Annotated in this window: 21 protein-coding genes and 1 tRNA gene; 2 read left to right on the forward strand and 20 right to left on the reverse strand. The window is 70.6% G+C overall.

Annotated elements, in window-relative coordinates:
* Positions 1-61: 61 nt before the first annotated feature.
* From KUM38_RS21710 to KUM38_RS21805, 20 genes are all read right to left on the reverse strand, one after another.
* Complete coding sequence (locus KUM38_RS21710; protein WP_217131085.1) at positions 62-877, reverse strand: F0F1 ATP synthase subunit delta; 816 nt, start codon at positions 875-877, stop codon at positions 62-64.
* Complete coding sequence (locus tag KUM38_RS21715) at positions 874-1,422, reverse strand: F0F1 ATP synthase subunit B (RefSeq protein ID WP_217131086.1); 549 nt, start codon at positions 1,420-1,422, stop codon at positions 874-876. The genes KUM38_RS21710 and KUM38_RS21715 overlap by 4 nt, the downstream gene beginning before the upstream one ends.
* A gap of 41 nt (positions 1,423-1,463) precedes the next feature.
* Entirely contained in the window at positions 1,464-1,697 is a 234-nt protein-coding gene (atpE, locus tag KUM38_RS21720) for an ATP synthase F0 subunit C (RefSeq protein WP_031485821.1), read from the reverse strand.
* A 75-nt stretch (positions 1,698-1,772) separates the two neighbouring features.
* Positions 1,773-2,543 carry a F0F1 ATP synthase subunit A gene (gene atpB / locus KUM38_RS21725; RefSeq protein WP_217131087.1) on the reverse strand — a complete coding sequence of 257 codons (771 nt, stop codon included), beginning with the start codon at positions 2,541-2,543 and terminating at the stop codon, positions 1,773-1,775.
* Between the two features lie 273 nt (positions 2,544-2,816).
* Positions 2,817-3,254, reverse strand: a complete 438-nt coding sequence (locus KUM38_RS21730; protein WP_217131088.1) for a hypothetical protein — start codon at positions 3,252-3,254, stop codon at positions 2,817-2,819.
* A 312-nt stretch (positions 3,255-3,566) separates the two neighbouring features.
* Positions 3,567-4,886 carry an MraY family glycosyltransferase gene (locus KUM38_RS21735; RefSeq protein ID WP_217131089.1) on the reverse strand — a complete coding sequence of 440 codons (1,320 nt, stop codon included), beginning with the start codon at positions 4,884-4,886 and terminating at the stop codon, positions 3,567-3,569.
* Positions 4,887-5,024: 138 nt separating this feature from the next.
* On the reverse strand, positions 5,025-6,263 hold the full coding sequence (gene glyA, locus KUM38_RS21740) for a serine hydroxymethyltransferase (RefSeq protein WP_217131090.1): 1,239 nt from the start codon (positions 6,261-6,263) through the stop codon (positions 5,025-5,027).
* Positions 6,264-6,345: 82 nt separating this feature from the next.
* On the reverse strand, positions 6,346-7,023 hold the full coding sequence (locus tag KUM38_RS21745; RefSeq protein ID WP_217131091.1) for a protein-tyrosine-phosphatase: 678 nt from the start codon (positions 7,021-7,023) through the stop codon (positions 6,346-6,348).
* Entirely contained in the window at positions 7,020-7,667 is a 648-nt protein-coding gene (locus KUM38_RS21750; RefSeq protein ID WP_217131092.1) for an L-threonylcarbamoyladenylate synthase, read from the reverse strand. The genes KUM38_RS21745 and KUM38_RS21750 overlap by 4 nt, the downstream gene beginning before the upstream one ends.
* A gap of 53 nt (positions 7,668-7,720) precedes the next feature.
* The gene (gene prmC / locus KUM38_RS21755) at positions 7,721-8,566 is read right to left on the reverse strand and encodes a peptide chain release factor N(5)-glutamine methyltransferase (protein WP_217131093.1); all 846 of its coding nucleotides are present in this window, start codon (positions 8,564-8,566) and stop codon (positions 7,721-7,723) included.
* A 27-nt stretch (positions 8,567-8,593) separates the two neighbouring features.
* The gene (gene prfA / locus KUM38_RS21760; RefSeq protein WP_217131094.1) at positions 8,594-9,670 is read right to left on the reverse strand and encodes a peptide chain release factor 1; all 1,077 of its coding nucleotides are present in this window, start codon (positions 9,668-9,670) and stop codon (positions 8,594-8,596) included.
* A 106-nt stretch (positions 9,671-9,776) separates the two neighbouring features.
* Complete coding sequence (rpmE, locus tag KUM38_RS21765) at positions 9,777-9,998, reverse strand: 50S ribosomal protein L31 (RefSeq protein ID WP_085572322.1); 222 nt, start codon at positions 9,996-9,998, stop codon at positions 9,777-9,779.
* A gap of 194 nt (positions 9,999-10,192) precedes the next feature.
* Positions 10,193-11,293 carry an LCP family protein gene (locus KUM38_RS21770; protein ID WP_217131095.1) on the reverse strand — a complete coding sequence of 367 codons (1,101 nt, stop codon included), beginning with the start codon at positions 11,291-11,293 and terminating at the stop codon, positions 10,193-10,195.
* A gap of 327 nt (positions 11,294-11,620) precedes the next feature.
* Positions 11,621-13,666, reverse strand: coding sequence for a transcription termination factor Rho (rho, locus tag KUM38_RS21775; RefSeq protein WP_217131096.1), 2,046 nt, complete (start codon positions 13,664-13,666; stop codon positions 11,621-11,623).
* Between the two features lie 402 nt (positions 13,667-14,068).
* Positions 14,069-14,986: a homoserine kinase gene (gene thrB / locus KUM38_RS21780; RefSeq protein WP_217131097.1), complete on the reverse strand. Its 918-nt coding sequence runs from the start codon at positions 14,984-14,986 to the stop codon at positions 14,069-14,071.
* Between the two features lie 353 nt (positions 14,987-15,339).
* Entirely contained in the window at positions 15,340-16,398 is a 1,059-nt protein-coding gene (gene thrC / locus KUM38_RS21785) for a threonine synthase (RefSeq protein ID WP_217131098.1), read from the reverse strand.
* Positions 16,399-16,404: 6 nt separating this feature from the next.
* Complete coding sequence (locus KUM38_RS21790) at positions 16,405-17,697, reverse strand: homoserine dehydrogenase (RefSeq protein ID WP_217131099.1); 1,293 nt, start codon at positions 17,695-17,697, stop codon at positions 16,405-16,407.
* A 155-nt stretch (positions 17,698-17,852) separates the two neighbouring features.
* Entirely contained in the window at positions 17,853-19,244 is a 1,392-nt protein-coding gene (gene lysA / locus KUM38_RS21795; protein WP_217131100.1) for a diaminopimelate decarboxylase, read from the reverse strand.
* A 17-nt stretch (positions 19,245-19,261) separates the two neighbouring features.
* On the reverse strand, positions 19,262-20,233 hold the full coding sequence (gene nrtL / locus KUM38_RS21800; RefSeq protein ID WP_217131101.1) for an ArgS-related anticodon-binding protein NrtL: 972 nt from the start codon (positions 20,231-20,233) through the stop codon (positions 19,262-19,264).
* A gap of 77 nt (positions 20,234-20,310) precedes the next feature.
* A complete protein-coding gene (locus KUM38_RS21805) occupies positions 20,311-20,766 on the reverse strand; it encodes a response regulator (protein ID WP_374227063.1) in 456 nt (151 codons plus the stop codon).
* 155 nt (positions 20,767-20,921) lie between these two features.
* On the opposite strand from KUM38_RS21805, the gene KUM38_RS21810 reads away from it, so the two are divergent.
* Both KUM38_RS21810 and KUM38_RS21815 read left to right on the forward strand, forming a co-directional pair.
* Positions 20,922-20,993 (forward strand) — tRNA-Arg (locus tag KUM38_RS21810).
* Between the two features lie 438 nt (positions 20,994-21,431).
* Positions 21,432-21,833, forward strand: coding sequence for a hypothetical protein (locus KUM38_RS21815; RefSeq protein WP_308409009.1), 402 nt, complete (start codon positions 21,432-21,434; stop codon positions 21,831-21,833).
* The last annotated feature ends 81 nt before the right edge of the window (positions 21,834-21,914 follow it).

Consider the following 21,914-nt stretch of genomic DNA (forward strand, 5'->3'; position numbering starts at 1 on the left):
GAATCCTCTGCACGGCCCAACCAGGGCCGTAAGTACGTACTGCCTATTCAGAATGTTCTGCTCAGCCGGCCAGCCGACGGCTCGCGTCCTCGAGCCGGTCCGCCAGGGAGCCGTTGATGACCTCGTCACCGACCTGCACCCGGATCCCGCCGACGACCGCGGGGTCGACGTCGAGGTTGAGGTGCATCCGGCGGCCGTAGAGCTTCGCGAGGGCGTCGCCCAGGCGCTGCTTCTGCTGGTCGCTCAGCGGCACCGCGGAGGTGACGACGGCCACCATGCGGTCGCGGCGATCGGCGGCGAGCTTGGACAGGGACTCCAGTCCCGACTCCAGGCTACGTCCCCGCGGCGCGGTCACGAGACGCGTGACCAGACGCTCGGTGGCCGCGTTCGCCCTGCCCCCGAGCAGGCTGCGCAGCAGCTCGCCCTTGGCGGAGGCGGTGGCGCTCCGGTTGGTCAGCGCGGCGCGCAGCTCGGTGTTGGAGGAGACGATCCGGCCGAACCGGAACAGCTCGTCCTCGACGTCGTCGAGCGCGCCCGTCTTCTGGGCGGCGGTGAGGTCGGCGGTGCTGGCCAGCTCCTCCAGCGCGTCCACCAGGTCGCGGGACTGCGACCAGCGGGAGCGCACCATGCCGGACACCAGGTCCGCGGCCGGGCCGCTGACCTGCGAGCCGAGCAGGCGCTGGGCCAGGGCGGCCTTGGCCTCACCGGCCTGCGCCGGGTCGGTGAGGACCCGACGCAGCGACACCTCGCGGTCGAGCAGCGCGGTGACGGCCGCCAGCTCGTCGGCGAGCGAGCCCGCGTTCACGGACGTGGAGTCCGTCAGCGCGTCGAGACGCTCACGTGCGGCTGCCAGGGCCTCGCGGCTCGCTCCGTTCATCGCGCGGCCTCGGCCTTCTGGTCGAGCTCGTCGAGGAAGCGGTCGATCACGCGGCTCTGCCGGGCGTGGTCCTCGAGGGACTCGCCGACGAGCTTGCCGGCCAGGTCGGTGGCGAGCTTGCCGACGTCCTGGCGCAGCGAGGACGCGGCGGCCTTGCGGTCGGCCTCGATCTGCGTGTGGCCGGCGGCGACGATCTCCTCGCGCTGACGCTGGCCCTCGGCCCGCATCTCGGCGATGAGCGCGGCACCCTGCTCCTGCGCCTCCTGGCGCAGACGCGCGGCCTCGTGCCGGGCCTCGGCGAGCTGGGCCTTGTACTGCTCAAGGACGCTCTGGGCCTCGACCTTCATGGCCTCGGCCTCTTCGATACCGCCTTCGATCGCCGTGCGGCGCTCCTCCAGAACCTTGTTGATGTTCGGGAGCAGCTTCTTCCAGAAGACGAAGAAGACGATCGCGAAGGCGATGGTGCCGACGAGCAGCTCGGGGCCCGGCGGAATGAGCGGGTTCTGCTCTTCCTCGGCCGCCAGCTGTACCAGGTTGGCGATCACATCAGTGCCTTTCGTTGAAAGGTTGGCTCGTCAGGGTCCGATCATCCGTAGACGAACGGCATGACGATGCCGATGAGGGCGAGCGCCTCACAGAAGGCGAAGCCGAGGATCTGGTTGGCGCGGATCAGGCCGGCCGCCTCGGGCTGGCGGGCGAGGGCCTGGGTGCCGTTGCCGAAGATGATGCCGACGCCGACGCCGGGGCCGATGGCGGCGAGGCCGTAGCCGATGGAACCGATGTTGCCTTCGACGGCGGCGAGGGTCTCAAGGGCAGCCATGCTGATTCTTCCTTCTCTTTCAAGGACCGGCGGGGGTTGGCCACCGGACGTTCATGGGGGTGCGGGCTGGGTCGCTCAGTGGTGTTCGGCGAGCGCGCCCTGGATGTACGAGCAGGCCAGCAGTACGAAGACGTACGCCTGGACGGCCTGCACGAAAAGTTCGAAGAGGATCATGACCATGGTCATGACGAAGGAGACGCCGGCTGCCGGGATCATCCAGCTGTTCAGCAGGTACCAGGAGGCGACGGTGAACATCACCAGCATCAGGTGACCGGCGAACATGTTGGCGAAGAGTCGCACGGCGTGGGTGAACGGCCGGACCAGCAGGTTCGAGAAGAACTCGATGACCATGACCAGCGGCAGCACCGCACCCAGCGACTTGTCGTAGCCGGTCACGTTCTTGAAGAAGCCGACGAAGCCGTGCCGCTTGAAGGTCAGCCCCACCCAGATCAGCCAGACGATCGCCGCGAGCACCATGGGGTACGCGATGATCGACGAGACCGGGAACTGGGCCAGCGGGATCACGGACCAGATGTTCATGATCCAGATGAAGAAGAACAGCGAGACCATGAAGGGGACGTACTTCTCGCCCTCCTTCTTGCCGAGGGTCTCGTAGACGATGCCGCGACGGACGAAGTCGTAACCGGCTTCACCGACCATCTGCAGCTTCCCCGGCACCACCTTGGCCCTGCCGAAAGCCGCGTAGAAGAAGCTGATGACGAGGAGGGTGGTGATGATGGCGAGCAGCATCACCTTGTTGAACTCGAACCCCCCGACCGTGGCGATCGGCTTGAAAAGGAACGAGTGCAGGCCCGGAGCCGGAAAGCCACACCCGTTGTCGGACATGATCCGACAACTCCAGTCAAAGGCGAGCTGGGTCTGGTCAGCACTCACCGCGGGCTCCTTCGGCGTGACGCATAGGTACGGCAACCTCGTTGTGTCGGCGCGGCGCAGGGCCGCGGGTCGGCACCGGACAGGTGTTACGGATGTGGGGGCGGCTGGGGGGCATCAAGCCTCGCGAATGAGCAGGCGTCAGCTCGGATGCCCGCGCCCGCGATGCCGCAGTTGGCACCGGACGATAGCAGGATCTCTCACGTGCCTTTATCCCGGCCCTATCCCTCACGACGAGTGCCCCGACTTGTCGGACTTCCCGCTCGTCGTCGACTCGGGCTCGACGTAGAGGATCTTGGCCTTCATGTGGGCACGGGTCTGCGCGGCGATCCAGGTCAGGGTGCCGGCGACCAGCGTGATCGCGAAGGCCTTGGGGTTGAACAGCGTGGTGTCCCTGAACACCGACAGGAAGATGAACAGCAGCAGGATCTGTGCCGCGTACAGCATCAAGCCCATCATCTGGAAGAGATGCGGGAGCGACCTGGCGGTGCGCTGCAGGACGTAGAGGCCGATCCCCATGAAGAGGATCACGACCACGGTCGCGGCGACCGCACCGATCGCCCCTTTGCCGCCGGCGACCACCGCACTGACGACGGCGGCTACCGCACCGACGGCAGCCGTGGGCACGGCGGCCTGGGCCAGGATCCGGACGTCGTTGGACGGCATGGCGGCAACTCCGCTTTTCGCAGGGGGCAGGGTGTCGTCATGGACGAGCGTAGACCCCCGGGCCGAGTGAGAATTCCTCGCGCCGGTGAACCGTCGCACTGCGGTCCGTTGGCTCTATCCGGGGTTCTCGTGAACGGTATCACAAACTATTTGATGCAGTCTTTACCTGTCTGGCGTGCTCACCGTCACACATGAGAGTGAATCTGCACGCTCGAGCGAGAAGCTTGCCCCTTTGTCTGGTATTGGGGCGGTTCGTACACCCAACGGTGCCCCATAGGGGCCCCACGACTTGGCAATGCTCTAGTCGGATTCTTACCTTGACCGTGATCGGTCGGCCAGGTGTGCGCGAGGGCCGACGGCGGTCGCGCCGTTGACACCGGAGACACCCGCGGCGACCGGGGTGCGGTGGCCGTCGGCTGACTCCGGGTCCGCCGGGGTCGACGCGTCCGGGGCGGTGGCCGGGGCCGTCCGGCGGCGGCGGTAGCGCGGGGGCACGAAGGCCTCCGCCCAGCGCGGGGCGCGCGGGGTGAAGCGGGGCAGCAGAAGCAGGACGAGGCCGAGCGTGGAGAGGGTGACGACGCCCAGCACGATCCACATCGACGCCGAGTTCACGGAGTAGGCCAGCGCACCGAAGGCGATCAGCGCCGACCAGAAGTACATGATCAGCACGGCCCGGCTGTGCGAGTGGCCGATCTCCAGCAGCCGGTGGTGCAGATGACCCCGGTCCGCCGCGAACGGCGACTGGCCGCGCCAGGTGCGCCGCACGATCGCCAGGATCAGGTCGGCGGCCGGGATCGCGATGATCGTCAGCGGCATCACCAGCGGGATGTAGACCGGCACCATCTGGTGCACCGTGCTGCGCTCGGACCCGCCGAACAGGCTGTCCGGGTCCACCTGTCCCGTGATGGAGATCGCGCCCGCCGCCAGGACCAGACCGATCAGCATCGAGCCCGAATCACCCATGAAGATCCGCGCGGGGTGCATGTTGTGCGGCAGGAAGCCCAGGCACATGCCCATCAGGATGGCCGCGAACAGCGTCGCGGGGGCGGCGGCCTCGATGCCGTACGAGTACCAGATGCGGTAGGCGTACATGAAGAACGCGGCCGACGCGATGCACACCATGCCGGCGGCGAGGCCGTCGAGGCCGTCCACGAAGTTGACCGCGTTGATGGTGATGACGACCAGCGCCACCGTGAGCAGGGTGCCCTGCCACTGGGTGAGCGCGACCGTGCCGACGCCCGGGACCGGCAGCCACAGGATCGTCAGACCCTGCATGACCATCACACCGGCGGCGATCATCTGGCCGCCCAGCTTGATCAGCGCGTCGATCTCGAACTTGTCGTCCAGCACACCGATCAGCCAGATCAGCGCCGCCCCGGAGAGCAGCGCCCGCGGCTCGTTGGACCTCTCGAAGAGCTGGCCGAGGTTGGTGAGGTGGTCGGCGGCCAGCAGGCCCGCGCACAGGCCGAAGAACATGGCGATACCGCCGAGCCGCGGAGTGGGTTCCCGGTGCACGTCACGTGCCCGGATCTCCGGCATCGCCCCGGCCACGATCGCGAACTTCCGTACCGGCCCTGTCAGCAGGTACGTCACCGCGGCCGTGATGCAGAGCGTCAGCAGGTATTCACGCACGGGCTTCCCCACAGGTCTCGCTGGCCATCACAGCCCCACACCCTAGCGAGGCGCGCATATGAGTGGGGACTTCCGGGTAGCGACGATGGTTGCACGCGTGACGGTGCGTCCGTGACGCCGACCCCGGAATCGGCCCGTTCAGTGGGGGTACGGCGGGAACGCCGCGGCCAGTTCCCGTACGTCCTCCCGGGCCCGCGCGGGCTCGGTGCCGCCCCGCAGGACGCTCGCCAGCAGCCCCGCGACGAACGTCATCTCCCTCGCCCCCATGCCCTGCGTGGTCACCGCCGCCGTGCCCATGCGCAGCCCGCGGCCGTCGTCGTGCGGAAGCGCACAGCAGTCCAGGACGAGCCCGGCCGCCGCGAGCCGGCCGCGCGCGGTGCGTCCGTCGACGCCGAGCGGCGCCGGGTCGGCGGTGATCAGGTGGGTGTCCGTGCCGCCGGTGGTGACCACCAGCCCCTCGGCGGCCAGCGCGGCGGCCAGCGCCCGCGCGTTGGCGACCACCTGGTGCGCGTACGCGGCGAACGCCGGTGTCGCCGCCTCCCCGAACGCGACGGCCTTGGCCGCGACGGTGTTCATCTGGGCGCCGCCCTGGGTGAAGGGGAAGACGGCACGGTCGACGCGCTCGGCCAGCTCTCCGCCGCACAGGATCATCCCGCCGCGCGGACCCCGCAGCACCTTGTGCGTCGTCGCGCACACGATGTCCGCGTACGGCACCGGGCTGGGCGCCACTCCCCCGGCGACCAGGCCGATGGGGTGCGCCGCGTCCGCGATGAGGTAGGCGCCGACCTCGTCGGCGACCTCGCGGAAGAAGGCGTAGTCGACGTGGCGCGGATAGGCGATGGAACCGCAGACGATCGCCTTGGGGCGGTGGCCGCGGGCCAGGGCGCGGACCTGGTCGTGGTCGATGAGCCCGCTCTCCGCGTCCACGCCGTAGCCGACGAAGTCGAACCAGCGGCCGGAGAAGTTGGCGGGCGAGCCGTGGGTGAGGTGTCCGCCGTAGGGCAGGCCGAGGGCGAGGACGGTGTCGCCGGGGCGCAGCAGGACGGCGTACGCGGCGAGCACGGCGGACGAGCCGGAGTGCGCCTGCACGTTGGCGTGCTCGGCGCCGAACAGCGCCGTGGCCCGCTCCACGGCGAGGCGCTCGGCGACGTCGACGACCTCGCAGCCGCCGTGGTAGCGGTTGCCGGGGTATCCCTCGGCGTACTTGTTGGCCAGCGGTGAGCCGAGGGCGGTCAGCACCGCCGGCGACATGAAGTTCTCGGCGGCGATCAGCTGGAGCGTGCTCGACTGCCGCTCACGCTCCGCGAGCAGCACATCGGCAAGCTCGGGATCCTGCCGCCGCACCACATCGACCTCAAGGGCATGCCCGACCGTCATAACGCCCAATGTAGGCCGCACACCCCGAAAACGCCCCCGCTGACGCACCTGACTGCGGCCGGCCGCCCCGGCACGCACCCGCCTACGCCCGAGCAGGAACCCCGGTCAACGCCGTCACCACCGGATCCAGCGCCTCGAATATCTCGTCCCCGATGGACCGGAAGAACGTCAGCGGCGCCCCGTACGGGTCGTACACCTCGTCCGCCTCGGCCGTCGGCGCCAGAAGCCACCCGCGTAGAGCCGCGGCAGCCCGCACCAGCGCCCGGGCGCGCATGACCAGCCCCTCGTCCAGCGGCGGCAGCGTCGCCGGGTCGATGGCGTCGACCAGCCGCGTGAACTCCTTCAGCGTGAACGTCCGCAGCCCCGCCGAATGCCCCATGGAGATGACCTGCGCCCGATGGTCCCGCGTGGCCGTCAGCACCAGGTCCGCCCGGATCACGTGCTCGTCCAGCAGCTCACGCCCCACGAACCCCGACGCGTCCGCCCCGAACTCCGCCAGCACGGCCTCCGCGTTGGCCTCCATGGGCGCGCCCTCGTGCCCCCAGGTGCCCGCGCTCTCCACGATCAGCCCGCCGCCCAGGATCCCCAGCCGCTGGCTCACGAAATGCCGGGTCAGCCGCTCGGTGATGGGCGAGCGGCACACGTTTCCGGTACTGACGTGGAGGATGCGGAAGGTGTCGCGCGGAAACCCGAAGGTGGTCGTGATCTCCGCGCTGGATTCCCCGTTGCCTATGCCACGCCCCGACTCGGGGGCCGTCAATTCGCCACCTCGAGGTCGGGTACCACCTTGCGCAGCTCCTCCGGCGAGAGCGCGCCCTCGCGCAGTAGCACCGGCACGGGCCGGGTGACGTCGACGATCGAGGAGGGCACGTTGCCGGGCGTCGGACCGCCGTCCAGGTACACGGAGACGGAGTCGCCGAGCATCTCCTGCGCGGCGTCGCAGTTCTCCGGCGCCGGGTGGCCGGTCAGGTTCGCCGAGGACACGGCCATGGGCCCGACCTCGGTGAGCAGCTCGATGGCGACCGGGTGCAGCGGCATCCGCACGGCGACCGTGCCCCGGGTGTCCCCGAGGTCCCACTGGAGTGACGGCTGGTGCCTGGCGACCAGCGTCAGCGCGCCCGGCCAGAACGCGTCGACGAGTTCCCAGGCCATCTCGGAGAAGTCGGTGACCAGGCCGTGCAGGGTGTTCGGGGAGCCGATGAGGACGGGCGTGGGCATGTTGCGGCCCCGCCCCTTGGCCTCCAGCAGATCGGCGACGGCCTCCGAGGTGAACGCGTCGGCGCCGATCCCGTACACGGTGTCCGTCGGCAGCACCACAAGTTCGCCCCGGCGGACGGCGGAGGCGGCTTCGCGCAGACCGGTCGTGCGGTCGGTCGCGTCGTTGGTGTCGTATCGCCGAGCCATCTAGCGGGCCTCCTCGTACGGGTGCTGCTGGGGGGATGAAGTATGCGGGACGCTCACGGCAGCGCCTTGCGGGCGGTGGCGAACCGGGGGCGGTTGTTCAGGTCGGGGTGGTCGGCCGCGTCGGTCCAGCCGCGGTCCTCGGCGAAGATCCACGGCACCTGTCCGCCCTGGGTGTCGGCGTGCTCGACGACGACCACCCCGCCGGGCCGCAGCAGCCGGTGCGCGGTGCGCTCCAGGCCGCGGATCAGGTCGAGCCCGTCCTCACCGGAGAACAGGGCCAGGTCGGGATCGTAGTCGCGGGCCTCCGGCGCGACGTACTCCCACTCGGTGAGCGGGATGTACGGCGGATTGGAGACGACCAGGTCGACCTGGCCGTCGAGGTCCGGGAAGGCCGCCAGGGCGTCTCCCTGGCGCAGCTCGACCCGTGACCCCTCCATGTTCTTGCGGGTCCACGTCAGGGCGTCCTCGGACAGCTCCACGGCGTACACGCGCGAGCGCGGCACCTCCTGGGCCAGCGCCAGCGCGATGGCGCCCGAGCCGGTGCACAGGTCGACGATGCACGGCTCGACGACGTCCATCGCGCGGACGGCGTCTATCGCCCAGCCGACCACCGACTCGGTCTCGGGGCGCGGCACGAACACCCCCGGCCCGACCTGGAGCTCCAGGTAGCGGAAGTACGCGCGCCCGGTGATGTGCTGGAGCGGCTCGCGGGCCTCGCGGCGGGCGATGACCTCCCAGTACCGGGCGTCGAAGTCGGAGTCCTTCACGCGGTGCAGCTCGCCGCGCTTGACGCCGTGCACGAACGCGGCGAGCTCCTCCGCGTCGGTGCGCGGCGAGGGCACGCCGGCGTCGGCGAGCCGCTGGGTGGCCTGGGCCACCTCGGCGAGCAGCAGGTTCACGACGGTCCTCCGGGCTGTCTACGGGGTTTACGCGGCGGCGAGCTTGGCGGCCGAGTCCGCGTCGACACAGGCCTGGATCACCGCGGTGAGGTCGCCGTCCAGGACCTGGTCGAGGTTGTACGCCTTGAAGCCGACGCGGTGGTCCGAGATGCGGTTCTCCGGGAAGTTGTACGTACGGATCTTCTCGGAGCGGTCGACGGTGCGGACCTGGCTGCGGCGGGCGTCGGCGGCCTCCCGCTCCGCCTCCTCCTGCGCCGCCGCGAGGAGCCTGGAGCGCAGGATACGCAGTGCCTGCTCCTTGTTCTGCAGCTGGCTCTTCTCGTTCTGGCAGGAGGCGACGACCCCGGTCGGCAGGTGCGTGATGCGCACGGCGGAGTCGGTGGTGTTGACGGACTGCCCGCCGGGGCCGGAGGACCGGTAGACGTCGATGCGCAGGTCGTTCGGGTTGATCTCGACGTCGACCTCCTCCGCCTCGGGGGTCACCAGGACACCCGCCGCGGAGGTGTGGATACGGCCCTGCGACTCGGTGGCCGGCACCCGCTGCACGCGGTGCACGCCGCCCTCGTACTTCAGCCGCGCCCACACGCCCTGGCCGGGCTCGGTGGCGCCCTGGCCGCCCTTGGTCTTCACGGCGACCTGGACGTCCTTGTAGCCGCCCAGCTCGGACTCGGTGGCGTCGATGATCTCGGTCTTCCAGCCGACGCGCTCGGCGTAGCGCAGGTACATGCGCAGCAGGTCGCCGGCGAACAGGGCGGACTCGTCGCCGCCCGCGCCCGCCTTGATCTCGAGGATGACGTCCTTGTCGTCGCTGGGGTCGCGCGGGACCAGCAGCAGGCGGAGCTTCTCGGTGAGCTCCTCGCGCTGCCGCTCCAGGTCCTTGACCTCGGCGGCGAAGTCGGGGTCGTCGGCTGCCAGTTCGCGCGCGGTCTCGATGTCGTCGCCCGTCTGCTTCCAGGAGCGGTACGTGGCGACGATCGGGGTGAGCTCGGCGTAGCGCTTGTTCAGCTTGCGCGCGTTGGCCTGGTCGGCGTGGACCGACGGGTCGGCGAGCTTCTTCTCCAGGTCGGCGTGTTCGGCGACGAGTTCCTCGACGGCCTCGAACATCTTGGGCTCCTGCTGGTACGTGGGGGAAGGGGCGGGCGACCAAAAACGCCGGTCCCGGCCTGCCCCCGGGCGGGGGCGCGGCCGTGGACCGGCGGAATGGAGCTCGCTACTTCTTGGAGCCGGCGGCCTTGCCGAAGCGGGCCTCGAAGCGGGCCACACGGCCACCGGTGTCGAGGATCTTCTGCTTGCCCGTGTAGAACGGGTGGCACTCGGAGCAGACCTCGGCGCGGATGGCGCCGCCGGAGATCGTGCTGCGGGTGGTGAACGACGCGCCGCAGGTGCAGCTGACCTGCGTCTCGACGTACTCGGGGTGGATGTCGCGCTTCAAGGTGTCTCCTAGGTTCGGGAGGGCGCCGGGTCGCATCCGCGGGATGCGGGAGCGTGAACCGGGGCCGACTCACCAGTTTGCCAGGACTGGGGTCCTCTCCCAAAACCGGGGGTTGCCGTTGTTTGTTCCCCGCGGGCCGGTGGGGGCTTGTCGCGCCCGCGCGGCGGAGCCGCACATCGGTGCGGCCCGCGCCCCTACCCGGCGTTGACCACGCCCTTCGCTTCGCCGGTGGCCGTGCCTTCGGTGGCCGACTTCGGGATCGACTCGTCGTTCCTCAGAGCGTCCCAGACCTGCCGGGCCTTGGCTTCCTCCACCAGGACCCGGTTGGCGTCGGCCGGGTCGTAGATCACCGGCATGGTGATCATGTGCATGCCGGCGGGGGTGATGTCCTTCAAGCCGTCGGCGAAGGACATCAGGGAGTTCAGCGAGCCCAGGCCGGAGTCGGTGGTGACGGCCCGGGTGGCGGCGTCGGCGAGGCTGTACAGCTTCTTGGGGTCGGTGAGGACGCCGACCTCCCCGATCTGCCGCGCCAGGGCCCTGACGAAGGCCTGCTGGAGCTGGATGCGGCCGAGGTCGGAGCCGTCGCCGACGCCGTGCCGGGTGCGTACCAGGCCGAGGGCCTGTTCGCCGTCGAGCCGGTGGGTGCCGGCCTCGAGTTCCAGATGGCTGTCGGGGTCGTCGATGTCCTCGCCGGTGGTGACCTCGACGCCGCCGAGTTCGTCGATCAGCTTCCGGAAGCCGGTGAAGTCGACCTCCAGGTAGTGGTCCATGCGCAGGTCGGTGATCGACTCGACGGTCTTCACCGCGCAGGCCGCCCCGCCCGTGGCGTAGGCGGAGTTGAACATCACGCCGCTCGCCGCGGGGTGGGTGCCGCCGTCGGTGTCGGTGCACTCGGGGCGGTCGACGACGGTGTCGCGCGGGAGGGAGACCACGCTCGCCTTTTTGTGTCCCTCGTGGACGTGCACGATCATCGCCGTGTCGGAGCGGGCCGTTCCGTCGTCGGTGCCGCCGCCCAGCCTCTCGTTGCCGCCGGAGCGGGTGTCGGAGCCGAGGACGAGGATGTTCTCGGAGCCGTTGTCGGCCTTCTCCGGCCGGTCGGTGCCGAGGGCCTGGTCGATGTCGACGCTCTCGATGTTGCCGTTGAGCTCGAAGTACAGGTACCCGGCGCCGGTGCCGCCGAGGACGACGATGCCGGCGGCGGTCCAGGCCGCGGCCTTCAGGCCCGTGCGTCGCTTGTCACGCGTGGTGCGCCGGCGCCCCTTGCCCCGGCGGCCCGGTGTGCTCTCGGCAGACATGTGCTCCTCGGCTCGTCCTCGGTCGGTTACCCCCCGCACTCGGTGTCAGACCCGGCCTTGGCAGCCGTACGACACCCGTCGTCCCGCCGTCGGGGCGAGCGGGGAAACGCGGGACAGGGTGGCACGGCGAGCTGTGCCGGGCCTGTGCGCGACCGGGTGTGAGGGGTTCCGCACGGAACCGGCGAACGCCCCGCTGACCTGCGCGTCGGCCGAAGGGGACGGACGGCTCGTTCCCGGGCTCGACGGACGTCGTTGTGGCGAAGCTCTCACCGCACGCGAAAGGGCCGCTCCCCGGCGGGAGCGGCCCTTTCGGTGGAAGGCGCGACGTCAGTCGCCGTTGCCCGGCGTCGGCGTCGTCTTCTGGATCTGCATCAGGAACTCGGCGTTCGACTTCGTCTGCTTCATCTTGTCGAGGAGCAGCTCGACCGCCTGCTGCTGGTCGAGGGCGTGCAGCACCCGGCGCAGCTTCCAGACGATGGCGAGCTCGTCGCTGGCGAGCAGGATCTCTTCCTTACGGGTACCGGACGCGTCGACGTCCACCGCGGGGAAGATGCGCTTGTCGGCGAGCTTCCGGTCGAGCTTGAGCTCCGCGTTGCCGGTGCCCTTGAACTCCTCGAAGATCACCTCGTCCATGCGGGACCCGGTGTCCACCAGAGCGGTGGCGAGGATGGTCAGCGAGCCGCCGTCCTCGATGTTGCGGGCCGCACCGAAGAAGCGCTTCGGCGGGTACAGGGCGGTCGAGTCGACACCACCGGACAGGATGCGGCCGGAGGCCGGGGCGGCGAGGTTGTACGCACGGCCCAGACGCGTGATCGAGTCGAGCAGCACGACGACGTCGTGACCCAGCTCCACCAGGCGCTTGGCGCGCTCGATGGCGAGCTCGGCGACCGTGGTGTGGTCCTCGGCCGGGCGGTCGAAGGTCGAGGAGATGACCTCGCCCTTGACCGACCGCTGCATGTCGGTGACCTCTTCCGGACGCTCGTCGACCAGGACGACCATCAGGTGGCACTCGGGGTTGTTGTGGGTGATCGCGTTGGCGATCGCCTGCATGATCATGGTCTTGCCGGTCTTCGGCGGGGCCACGATCAGACCGCGCTGGCCCTTACCGATGGGCGCGACGAGGTCGATGATGCGGGTGGTGAGGACGCCCGGGTCCGTCTCCAGACGGAGGCGGTCCTGCGGGTACAGCGGGGTGAGCTTGTTGAACTCCGGGCGGCCGCGGCCGTGTTCGGGCGCCATGCCGTTGACGGAGTCCAGGCGCACCAGCGCGTTGAACTTCTCGCGGCGCTCGCCCTCCTTGGGCTGGCGCACGGCACCGGTGAGGTGGTCGCCCTTGCGCAGGCCGTTCTTGCGGACCTGGGCGAGGGAGACGTACACGTCGTTCGGGCCGGGCAGGTAGCCGGAGGTCCGGATGAACGCGTAGTTGTCGAGGATGTCGAGGATGCCGGCGACCGGGATCAGGACGTCGTCGTCGGTGAGCTGCGGCTCGGAGGCCATGTCGTCGCGGCCGCGACGGCCACGGCGGTCGCGGTAGCGCCCGCGACGGCCACGGCGGCCGCCCTCGAAGTCGTCGTCCTCGTGCTGACGGTCCTGCCGGCCGCCGCCCTGCTGGCTCTGCTGACGGCCCTGGCCGCCCTGGCCCTGCTGCTGGTCGTCGCCCTTGCCGCGACGGTCACCGCGCTCGCCGCGGTCACCACGCTCACCGCGGTCACCACGCTCACCGCGGTCACGGTCGCGGCCGCGCTCACGGCGGTCGCGGCGGCGGCCCTCGCCGCCGTCGTGGTCGGCCTTGGTGTCGCCCTGCTGGACCGGGGTCTCGGCCTTGGGCTCGGCCTTCGCCTCGGCGGTGACCGTCTCGGTCGCGGCGGCGGCCGGGGCACCCGCCTCGGCGGTGGCGCGACGGCGACGGCGCTCGGCGGGGGCGGCGTCCTCGGCCTGCTCGGGCTGACCGGAGGCCTTCGGGGAGGGCTGGCCCGGGATCTCGATCTGCTGCTGGGCCGCGGCCTTCTCGGCGGGGGCCTGCTCGGCCTTGGCGTCGGCCTTCTTCTCGGCGGCCTCGCCCGTACGGGTCCGGGAGGTGGCACGGCGCTTGGGCTTGGTCTCGGCGGACTCGGCCTTGGCCGGGGCGGGGGCGCCTCCGGCGGCCTGCGCCTCCTTGATGACCTCGATCAGCTGGCTCTTGCGCATGCGCGCGGTGCCCCTGATTCCGAGGCCGGACGCGACCTGCTGCAGCTCGGCCAGCACCATGCCCTCGAGGCCGGTACCGCGGCGCCGCCGGGAGCCGGCACCGGTGGCAGGCGCGGAAGCGTCCGTGGCGGGCGCGGCAGCGGTCTCCTCGACACGTGCGCCCATCAGATCGGTGGTGTCGCTCACGAAGGGTCCTTCCCTGGAGCGGACGTCGGCCTGTCTGGCTCGGCGACCGGTTGTGCTGTCCGGCATCGGTCCTTGCTGTGTGAACCGTGCCGGGGCGGTTGTCCGCCTGAGCGGCGGAAGAGATATCTGGTGATGGCGCTTCCCCGAGCCGTGGCATCCAGTGTCACGTGGCGTGGTCGCACCGGTTCCGAAGCCTGCCCTGCGGGCCGCTCAGTGTCCGCGTGCGACGTACTGCCCGCGTACGTAGCAGAGAACACAGTGCGGCTTGGGGGGCTCCCGGAAGAATGTCTGTCCCGGACGGGGACACGAGGCACCTCGCCATGGTGGGGTCGGGTGCAGACTTGAGATTAACACTACCGGATCCAACAAACATTCCCCCTCTCGAAATCCGGCAACCGTGTGTCAGGTGGCGAGCGGAAGCACGCTCGCGCCCTGCGCATCGAGGCTGAGCCGATTGGCGGCCCAGTCGTTGCCGGCCAGTGCTTCGACCTTGTCGGCCGTTTCCGCGTCGGCCAGCGCCATGACCGTGGGTCCGGCGCCGGAGATCACCGCGGGGATCCCGTCCTCCCGCAGCCGCTCCACCAGGGCGGCGCTCTCGGGCATGGCCGGGGCGCGGTACTCCTGGTGCAGTCGGTCCTCGGTGGCGGGCAGCAGCAGCTCGGGGCGCCTGGTCAGGGCCTCGACGAGCAGGGCGGCACGGCCCGCGTTGGCGGCGGCGTCGACGTGCGGCACGGTGCGCGGGAGCAGGCCGCGCGCGGTCTCGGTCAGGACCGGCTTCCCGGGCACGAAAACCACCGGAACGATGGAATCAGCGGGCTCCATCCTGATCGCCCGGGCCGCGCCGCCCTCCATCCAGGACAGGGTGAAACCGCCCAGCAGACAGGCCGCGACGTTGTCGGGGTGGCCCTCGATCTCGGTGGCGAGTTCGAGCAGCGCGGTGTCGTCGAGCCTGGCCTCGGCACCTATGGTCACGGCGCGGGCGGCGACGATCCCGGCGCAGATGGCGGCGGAGGAGGAGCCCAGGCCGCGGCCGTGCGGAATGCGGTTGGCGCAGACGATCTCCAGGCCGCGCGGCTGTCCGCCGAGCAGGTCGAAGGCGGTGCGCAGGGAGCGTACGAGCAGATGGCTCTCGTCGCGCGGGAGGGTCTCGCCGCCCTCACCGGCGATGTCGATGTGCAGCCCGGAGTCGGCCACCCGGACGACCACGTCGTCGTAGAGCCCCAGCGCGAGGCCGAGGGCGTCGAAGCCCGGGCCGAGGTTGGCGCTGGTGGCGGGGACGCGCACCCGGACGGCGGCGGCGCGGAACGCGGGACCGGCCATCGCTCGAAGACTCTCCTTGAGCTGCGTGACTGTCGAATGACATTCGATGGACGTACGAGGGACATGTGAGGACGTACGAAACCCCCCTGGGATCGCCGCCGACCGGGGTGGCCGGCCGCTTTCCGGGCCGCTCCGGGCCGCTTTCCGGACCACGGAGACGCCGCGATACCGCGGCATATGCGGCGGGCGGGTTCGGTACAGCCTATCGAAGGAAGGTTCAGTGGCGACATAGGGCGCACAGGAGGCGCACGATGCGTGTCGTAAGCCCCCTGTGCACCCCCTGCGGAGAACTTCCCCAGGTGGACGCGCTCTTACGCCCGCTGTGCGGGCCCGGTCGCGTCCGGCCGCCTGTGCTAGACCAGGCCGAGCCGCTCGGCGGCGGTCGCGGCGTCCACCGGGACGGTGACCGGCTGCGGGGCGCCGGCGACGGCCCAGTCCGGGTCCTTCAGACCGTTGCCGGTGACGGTGCACACGATCTTCTGCCCCGGGTCGACCTTGCCCTGCTCGGCGGCCTTCAGCAGACCGGCGACCGACGCGGCGGACGCGGGCTCGACGAAGACGCCCTCCTGCGAGGCCAACAGCCGGTAGGCGCGCAGGATCTCACGGTCCGTCACCTCGTCGATGGCACCGCCCGACTCGTCCCGCGCGGCGAGCGCGAAGTCCCAGGAGGCGGGGTTGCCGATGCGGATGGCGGTGGCGATGGTCGACGGGTCCTTGACGACCTCGCCGCGCACGATCGGCGCGCTGCCGGAGGCCTGGAAACCCCACATGCGCGGCGTCCTCGTGCTGACCCCGTCGGCGGCGTACTCCTTGTACCCCTTCCAGTACGCGGTGATGTTGCCCGCGTTGCCCACCGGCAGGACGTGGATGTCGGGCGCGTCACCCAGCATGTCCACGATCTCGAAGGCAGCCGTCTTCTGCCCTTCTATACGCACCGGGTTGACCGAATTGACCAGCGCCACCGGGTAGTTGTCGCTCAGCGCGCGGGCCAGCGTGAGGCAGTCGTCGAAGTTGCCGTCGACCTGGAGGATCTTCGCCCCGTGGACCAGCGCCTGGCCCATCTTGCCGAGCGCGATCTTGCCCTGCGGCACGAGGACGGCGGACACCATCCCGGCCCGCACCCCGTACGCGGCGGCGGAGGCGGAGGTGTTGCCGGTGGAGGCGCAGATGACGGCCTTGGCCCCCTCCTCCTTGGCCTTGGAGATGGCCATGGTCATGCCCCGGTCCTTGAAGGACCCGGTCGGGTTCACGCCCTCGACCTTGAGGTGCACCTCGCAGCCCGTGCGCTCGGAGAGCACCTGCGCGGGCACGAGCGGCGTGCCGCCCTCGCGGAGCGTCACGACCGGCGTGGTGTCGGATACCGGCAGCCGGTCCCGGTACTCCTCGATGATTCCGCGCCACTGGTGGGTCATTGCTGGTTACTCTCCTTCAACCCGCATGATGCTGGCGACACCGCGCACGGTGTCGAGCTTGCGCAACGCCTCGACGGTTCCGGCGAGGGCCGCGTCGGACGCACGGTGCGTGACGACGACGAGGGAGGCCTCACCGTCCTTGCCCTGCTGGCGAACCGTATCGATCGAGACACCGTGCTCGGCGAACACGGTCGCGACCTGGGCGAGAACACCCGGTTTGTCGGCCACGTCGAGGCTGATGTGGTAGCGCGTGACGACCTCGCCCATCGAGGAGACGGGCAGCGCGGCGTACGCGGACTCGCCGGGCCCCGTCGTCCCGCCGATCCGGTTGCGCCCCACGGCGACCAGGTCCCCGAGCACGGCGGAGGCGGTCGGCGCACCGCCCGCGCCGGGCCCGTAGAACATCAGCTGCCCGGAGGCGTCCGACTCGACGAACACGGCGTTGTAGGCGCCGCGCACGGAGGCGAGCGGGTGGCTGAGCGGGATCATCGCCGGATGCACCCGCGCGGTGACCGACGCGCCGTCCTCGGCCCGCTCGCAGATGGCGAGCAGCTTGATGGTGCAGCCCATCTCCTTCGCGGAGGCGAAGTCGGCGGCGGTGACCTCGGTCATGCCCTCGCGGTGCACGTCGTCGAGGCGCACCCGCGTGTGGAAGGCGATCCCGGCGAGGATGGCGGCCTTGGCGGCGGCGTCGAACCCCTCGACGTCGGCGGTGGGGTCGGCCTCGGCGTACCCGAGCGCGGTGGCCTCGTCGAGGGCCTCCTGATATCCCGCGCCGGTGGTGTCCATCTTGTCGAGGATGAAGTTGGTCGTGCCGTTGACGATGCCGAGCACCCGGTTGACCTTGTCACCGGCGAGCGACTCGCGCAGCGGCCGGATCAGCGGGATGGCGCCGGCGACGGCGGCCTCGTAGTAGAGGTCCTTGCCGTGCTCCCCGGCGGCGGCGTGCAGCGCGGCGCCGTCCTGGGCGAGCAGCGCCTTGTTCGCGGAGACGACGGACGCACCGTGCTCGAAGGCGGTGGTGATCAGCGTGCGGGCGGGCTCGATCCCGCCGATGACCTCCACGACGATGTCGATGTCGCCGCGTTTGACGAGCGCGGTGGCGTCGGTGGTGACCAGGGCCGGGTCGATGCCCTCGCGCACCCTGTCGGGCCGCCGCACGGCGACCCCGGCGAGCTCCACCGGGGCCCCGATGCGGGCGGCGAGGTCGTCGGCGTGCGTCGTCATGATGCGCGCCACCTCTGAGCCGACCACTCCACAGCCCAGCAGCGCCACCTTCAGCGGACGCGTACGCATCATCCGACCTCGATTCCTGATTACCGTCTCGGTTGCACCAGTCTCACTCACCGGACGGGACTTTCTTCCCTTGGTCCGGATCGTGAGACATCTATTTCATTTTCATGACCGAAAAGACAGAAGATCTTCCGCCGTTCGATCACGGTCTTTGTCGTCACTCATCCGACGTCGAGCCGGAGGAGATCCTCCTCCGTCTCCCGCCGCACGATCACCCGCGCCTCGCCGTCCCTGACGGCGACGACGGGCGGGCGCAGCACGTGGTTGTAGTTGCTGGCCATGGACCGGCAGTACGCCCCCGTCGCCGGCACGGCGATGAGGTCGCCCGGCGCCAGGTCCCCCGGCAGGAAGGCGTCCTTCACCACGATGTCCCCGCTCTCGCAGTGCTTGCCGACGACCCGGCACAGCATCGGCTCGGCGTCGGACACCCGGGAGGCCAGGACGACGCTGTACTCGGCGTCGTACAGCGCGGTCCGGATGTTGTCCGACATCCCGCCGTCCACGGAGACGTACGTCCGCAGCCCGTCGAGCGGCTTGACGGTGCCGACCTCGTAGAGCGTGAAGGCGGTGGGCCCGACGACGGCGCGCCCCGGCTCCACGGAGATGCGCGGCGTGGCGAGCCGGGCGGCCTCGCACTCCCGGGTGACGATCTCGGTCAGCGCCTTGGCGATCTCGTGCGGCTCACGGGGATCGTCGTCACTGGTGTACGCGATGCCGAGCCCGCCCCCGAGGTCGATCTCCGGCAGCTCCACCCCGTGCTCGTCACGGATGTCCTTGAGCAGCCCGACCACCCGGTGCGCGGCGACCTCGAACCCGGACATGTCGAAGATCTGCGACCCGATGTGAGAGTGGATCCCGATGAGCTCGATCCCGTCGAGCTTCAGGGCCCGCCGCACGGCTTCCGCCGCCTGCCCGCCGGCCAGCGGGATGCCGAACTTCTGGTCCTCGTGCGCGGTGGCGATGAACTCGTGCGTGTGCGCCTCGACACCGACGGTGATACGGATCTGCACCCGCTGCCGCCTGCCGAGCTCCTGCGCGATGTGCGCGACCCGGACGATCTCCTGGAACGAGTCGAGCACGATCCGCCCGACCCCGGCCTCGACGGCCCGCCGGATCTCCGCCACGGACTTGTTGTTGCCGTGGAAGGCGATCCGCTCGGCGGGCATTCCCGCGGAGAGCGCGGTGGCCAGCTCCCCGCCCGAGCACACATCGAGATTCAGCCCCTCCTCGTGCAGCCACCGCACGACGGCCCGGGAGAGGAACGCCTTGCCGGCGTAGAACACGTCGGCGTCGCCGCCGAAGGCGGTGCGCCAGGCCCGCGCCCGGGCCCGGAAGTCCTGCTCGTCGAGGAAGTAGGCGGGGGTGCCGAACTCCTCGGCGAGCCGCTTGACGTCGATCCCGCCGACGGTGAGCACACCGTCCTCGTCACGCGTGACGGTCTCGGCCCACACCTTGGAGTCGAGGGCGTTGAGGTCGGTGGGGGGTGCGGAGTAGTGCCCCTCGGGGAGGACGTCGGCGTGACGGGGCCCGGCGGGGTGTGCGGAACGGCTCATGACTGGTCTTGGGCTTCCTAGAGGTGGTCGGGTGCGTCGATGCCGAGCAGGGACAGGCCGCCGGCCAGCACCGTCCCGGCGGCTTCGGCGAGGGCGAGCCGGGCACGGTGGGCGGCCGAGGGTTTCTCGTCGCCGAGGGGCAGCACGGCGGGAAGCAGGGGCGGCAGGGCATCGGCGACGGTGACCAGATGCCGGGCGAGCCGGTCGGGCGCACGGTGGGTGGCGGCGGCCGCGAGGACACGGGGGTGGTCGGCGAGGACCTGGAACAACGACGGGACCTCCGCCACGGGACCGGGCTCGGGCCCGAACCCGAGGTCGGCGGCGTTGCGGAGGAGGGCCCGGGTGCGCGCGTGGGCGTACCGGACGCGGAAGAGCGGATTGTTCTCCCGCTGCACCAGATGCTCACCGTCGATCCGGGGCCGGTCGTGCGGGGCCGGGTACAGCAGGGCCCAGCGGGCGGCGTCGAGGCCGAGGACGAAGGGATCGACGGGCGCGGGGACGGGCCGGACGACGATGCCGTCGTGGTCGTCGATGTGCACCACGGCACCCTGCGACCGGAGAACACGGGCGAGGGCCTCGGCCTGGACAACGGCACGCACCTCACGGGCCGGCCGCAGCCGGACGGTGTGGCCGCTCAGGGCCTCACCGTGCCCGTACCGGGAACCGCACCGCAGGATCTCGCGAACGAGCCCGACGGTCCCGGCGCGGGCGAGGCTGATGTTGAGGAACCCGGGCCCGGTGACGACGACCTCGCTGATACCAGGGGTCCGCAGAAGACGGGGCCGGAGGATCTCGGCGACACGCTGGGCCGGCTGCCCGGCCGGCCGCGCGAGCTGAAGGGCGACGTTGGTCGCGTAGTCCCCGCACCCCCCGGGCCCGGGAGGCGCGACGCGAACCCGCTCGGGCAGGGTCGCCACCCTCAGCTCCCCCTCGTCGACGGCACGGCGCACCGCGTGCAGCACGGTGCGGGAGAGCTCGACGGGGGTCACGGGACAAGCGTAGGGGAGGAGGGGGGTGGGTGGACGAATGCATTCGGCCGCGGTCCCGAGATGTGGACGACCCCGGTTCACCCTCCCGCGTGCCCGGCGGCGGGCTCGGCGTCCCCTGCCTCGTGGACGCGCCCGAGTGGCCCCAGGATCAGCCGCTGAACGACCCGGACGAGCTCCCCGGGGTCGAAGGGCTTCGCAAGGAAGGCGTCCACTCCCACATCGAGCCCGCTCTCGATCTCGTACTGGGTGCAGGCACTGACGATGACGAGCGGGAGATGACTGGTACGGGGATCGGTACGCAGCCGGGCGGCCGTCCGAAGCCCGTCGAGCCGCGGCATGACGACATCGAGGGTGACGAGGTCGGGCCGCACCTGATGGACGACTTCCAGACACTCGGCACCATCGGCCGCGGTCACGACCTCGATGCCCTCCAGCTCGAGGTTGACCCTGATCAGCTGCCGGATGACCTTGTTGTCGTCCACAACAAGAACCCGGCCCGACGCGCCTGGCACAACTCGAGAGTAGGTCTCCACCGGCCACCGCGTCCGGCGTTTCCCCACTTCCACCCCACACGGGCGACACCCCGCACTCCGGACCGACCCCGGCCGACCTCGTAATCGGGTTCATGACCACCCCCGGGGAACTGGTAGTGTTCTACTCGTCGCCGCGATCACCGCGCGAGTGACACGCCCCCGTAGCTCAGGGGATAGAGCAACGGCCTCCGGAGCCGTGTGCGCAGGTTCGAATCCTGCCGGGGGCACCCAGCATGAGGTGCCCAAAGACCCCGTCACCAGCGGAAACGCTGGGTGCGGGGTCTTCGCGTATGTGCGGGCCTGTGCCCCTCGGAGCAGGCAACGCGGGTCCGCGCAGCAGTGGGCGACGGCGCCCACGTATACGCCCCGAGGCTGATACGGCGACGCTGCGGTTACGTCCTGCGACGGAGGCAGTGCATCCCCTGGCCGGACGAAAGCGGTAGGGGACCGCGGAAGCATCAAGGGCACCGCACTACATCGCTGATCGAGGAGCGTGCCGCATGCCCACCGTTGCTTCCCTCTCCGCCAACGGCCCTGCGGACAAGGGTCACTTACCCGGCCGCACTCTGGGCCGGACGGTCCCCGGTGTCCCGGGCTGGGCGAGACGCGCGGCCGCAGCGGTTGTTTGGGCATCTCTGCCGTCGGCGTTGTGGCGTCTCGCCGCAGTGCTGGGCATACCGCTCGGTCTGGGACAGTCCGAGTACGACGCGATGCTCATACCCGGCTGGGGCCTGCTGGTGCTGCCCCTGCTGTCGCTGGCCCAGGAGGGCTTGGCCTGGCTGACACTCGGGCTGGTACGTCCGTGGGGTGAGGTGTGGCCGCGTTGGCTGCCGTACCTCGGAGGCCGTCCGGTCCCGGTCCTCGCCGCGGTTGCGCCGGCCGCATTCGGCGCAGTCGCCTGCAGCGTCTACGGCGTGCTTCTCGTCTGGACGACCCTGCACGCCGAAATGGACATCACGCCGTGGGGCAACTGGCTCCTGACCGCCTGCTATCTGCCCATGGCGGCCTGGGGGCCGCTGCTCGGCGCGGTAACCGTGCACTACTACAGGCGCCGCACCCACAGGTGAGGGCGCGAGCAACTCATCCACAGCTGCCGTCTGCGAAACCGAAGACCCCCGGACCGGGGTCCGGGGCCGGGGGCCATCATG

The sequence above is a fragment of the Streptomyces sp. AC558_RSS880 genome (assembly GCF_019049255.1).
In the GTDB taxonomy this organism is placed as follows: domain Bacteria; phylum Actinomycetota; class Actinomycetes; order Streptomycetales; family Streptomycetaceae; genus Streptomyces.

What these genes read in the sequence shown, in the direction of transcription:
- KUM38_RS21710 (WP_217131085.1), bottom strand. Translation starts at nt 877, where the DNA reads ATGAACGGAGCGAGCCGCGAGGCCCTGGCAGCCGCACGTGAGCGTCTC.
- atpE (WP_031485821.1), bottom strand. Translation starts at nt 1,697, where the DNA reads ATGGCTGCCCTTGAGACCCTCGCCGCCGTCGAAGGCAACATCGGTTCC.
- atpB (WP_217131087.1), bottom strand. Translation starts at nt 2,543, where the DNA reads ATGTCCGACAACGGGTGTGGCTTTCCGGCTCCGGGCCTGCACTCGTTC.
- KUM38_RS21730 (WP_217131088.1), bottom strand. Translation starts at nt 3,254, where the DNA reads ATGCCGTCCAACGACGTCCGGATCCTGGCCCAGGCCGCCGTGCCCACG.
- glyA (WP_217131090.1), bottom strand. Translation starts at nt 6,263, where the DNA reads ATGACGGTCGGGCATGCCCTTGAGGTCGATGTGGTGCGGCGGCAGGAT.
- KUM38_RS21750 (WP_217131092.1), bottom strand. Translation starts at nt 7,667, where the DNA reads ATGGCTCGGCGATACGACACCAACGACGCGACCGACCGCACGACCGGT.
- prfA (WP_217131094.1), bottom strand. Translation starts at nt 9,670, where the DNA reads ATGTTCGAGGCCGTCGAGGAACTCGTCGCCGAACACGCCGACCTGGAG.
- KUM38_RS21770 (WP_217131095.1), bottom strand. Translation starts at nt 11,293, where the DNA reads ATGTCTGCCGAGAGCACACCGGGCCGCCGGGGCAAGGGGCGCCGGCGC.
- thrB (WP_217131097.1), bottom strand. Translation starts at nt 14,986, where the DNA reads ATGGCCGGTCCCGCGTTCCGCGCCGCCGCCGTCCGGGTGCGCGTCCCC.
- thrC (WP_217131098.1), bottom strand. Translation starts at nt 16,398, where the DNA reads ATGACCCACCAGTGGCGCGGAATCATCGAGGAGTACCGGGACCGGCTG.
- KUM38_RS21790 (WP_217131099.1), bottom strand. Translation starts at nt 17,697, where the DNA reads ATGATGCGTACGCGTCCGCTGAAGGTGGCGCTGCTGGGCTGTGGAGTG.
- lysA (WP_217131100.1), bottom strand. Translation starts at nt 19,244, where the DNA reads ATGAGCCGTTCCGCACACCCCGCCGGGCCCCGTCACGCCGACGTCCTC.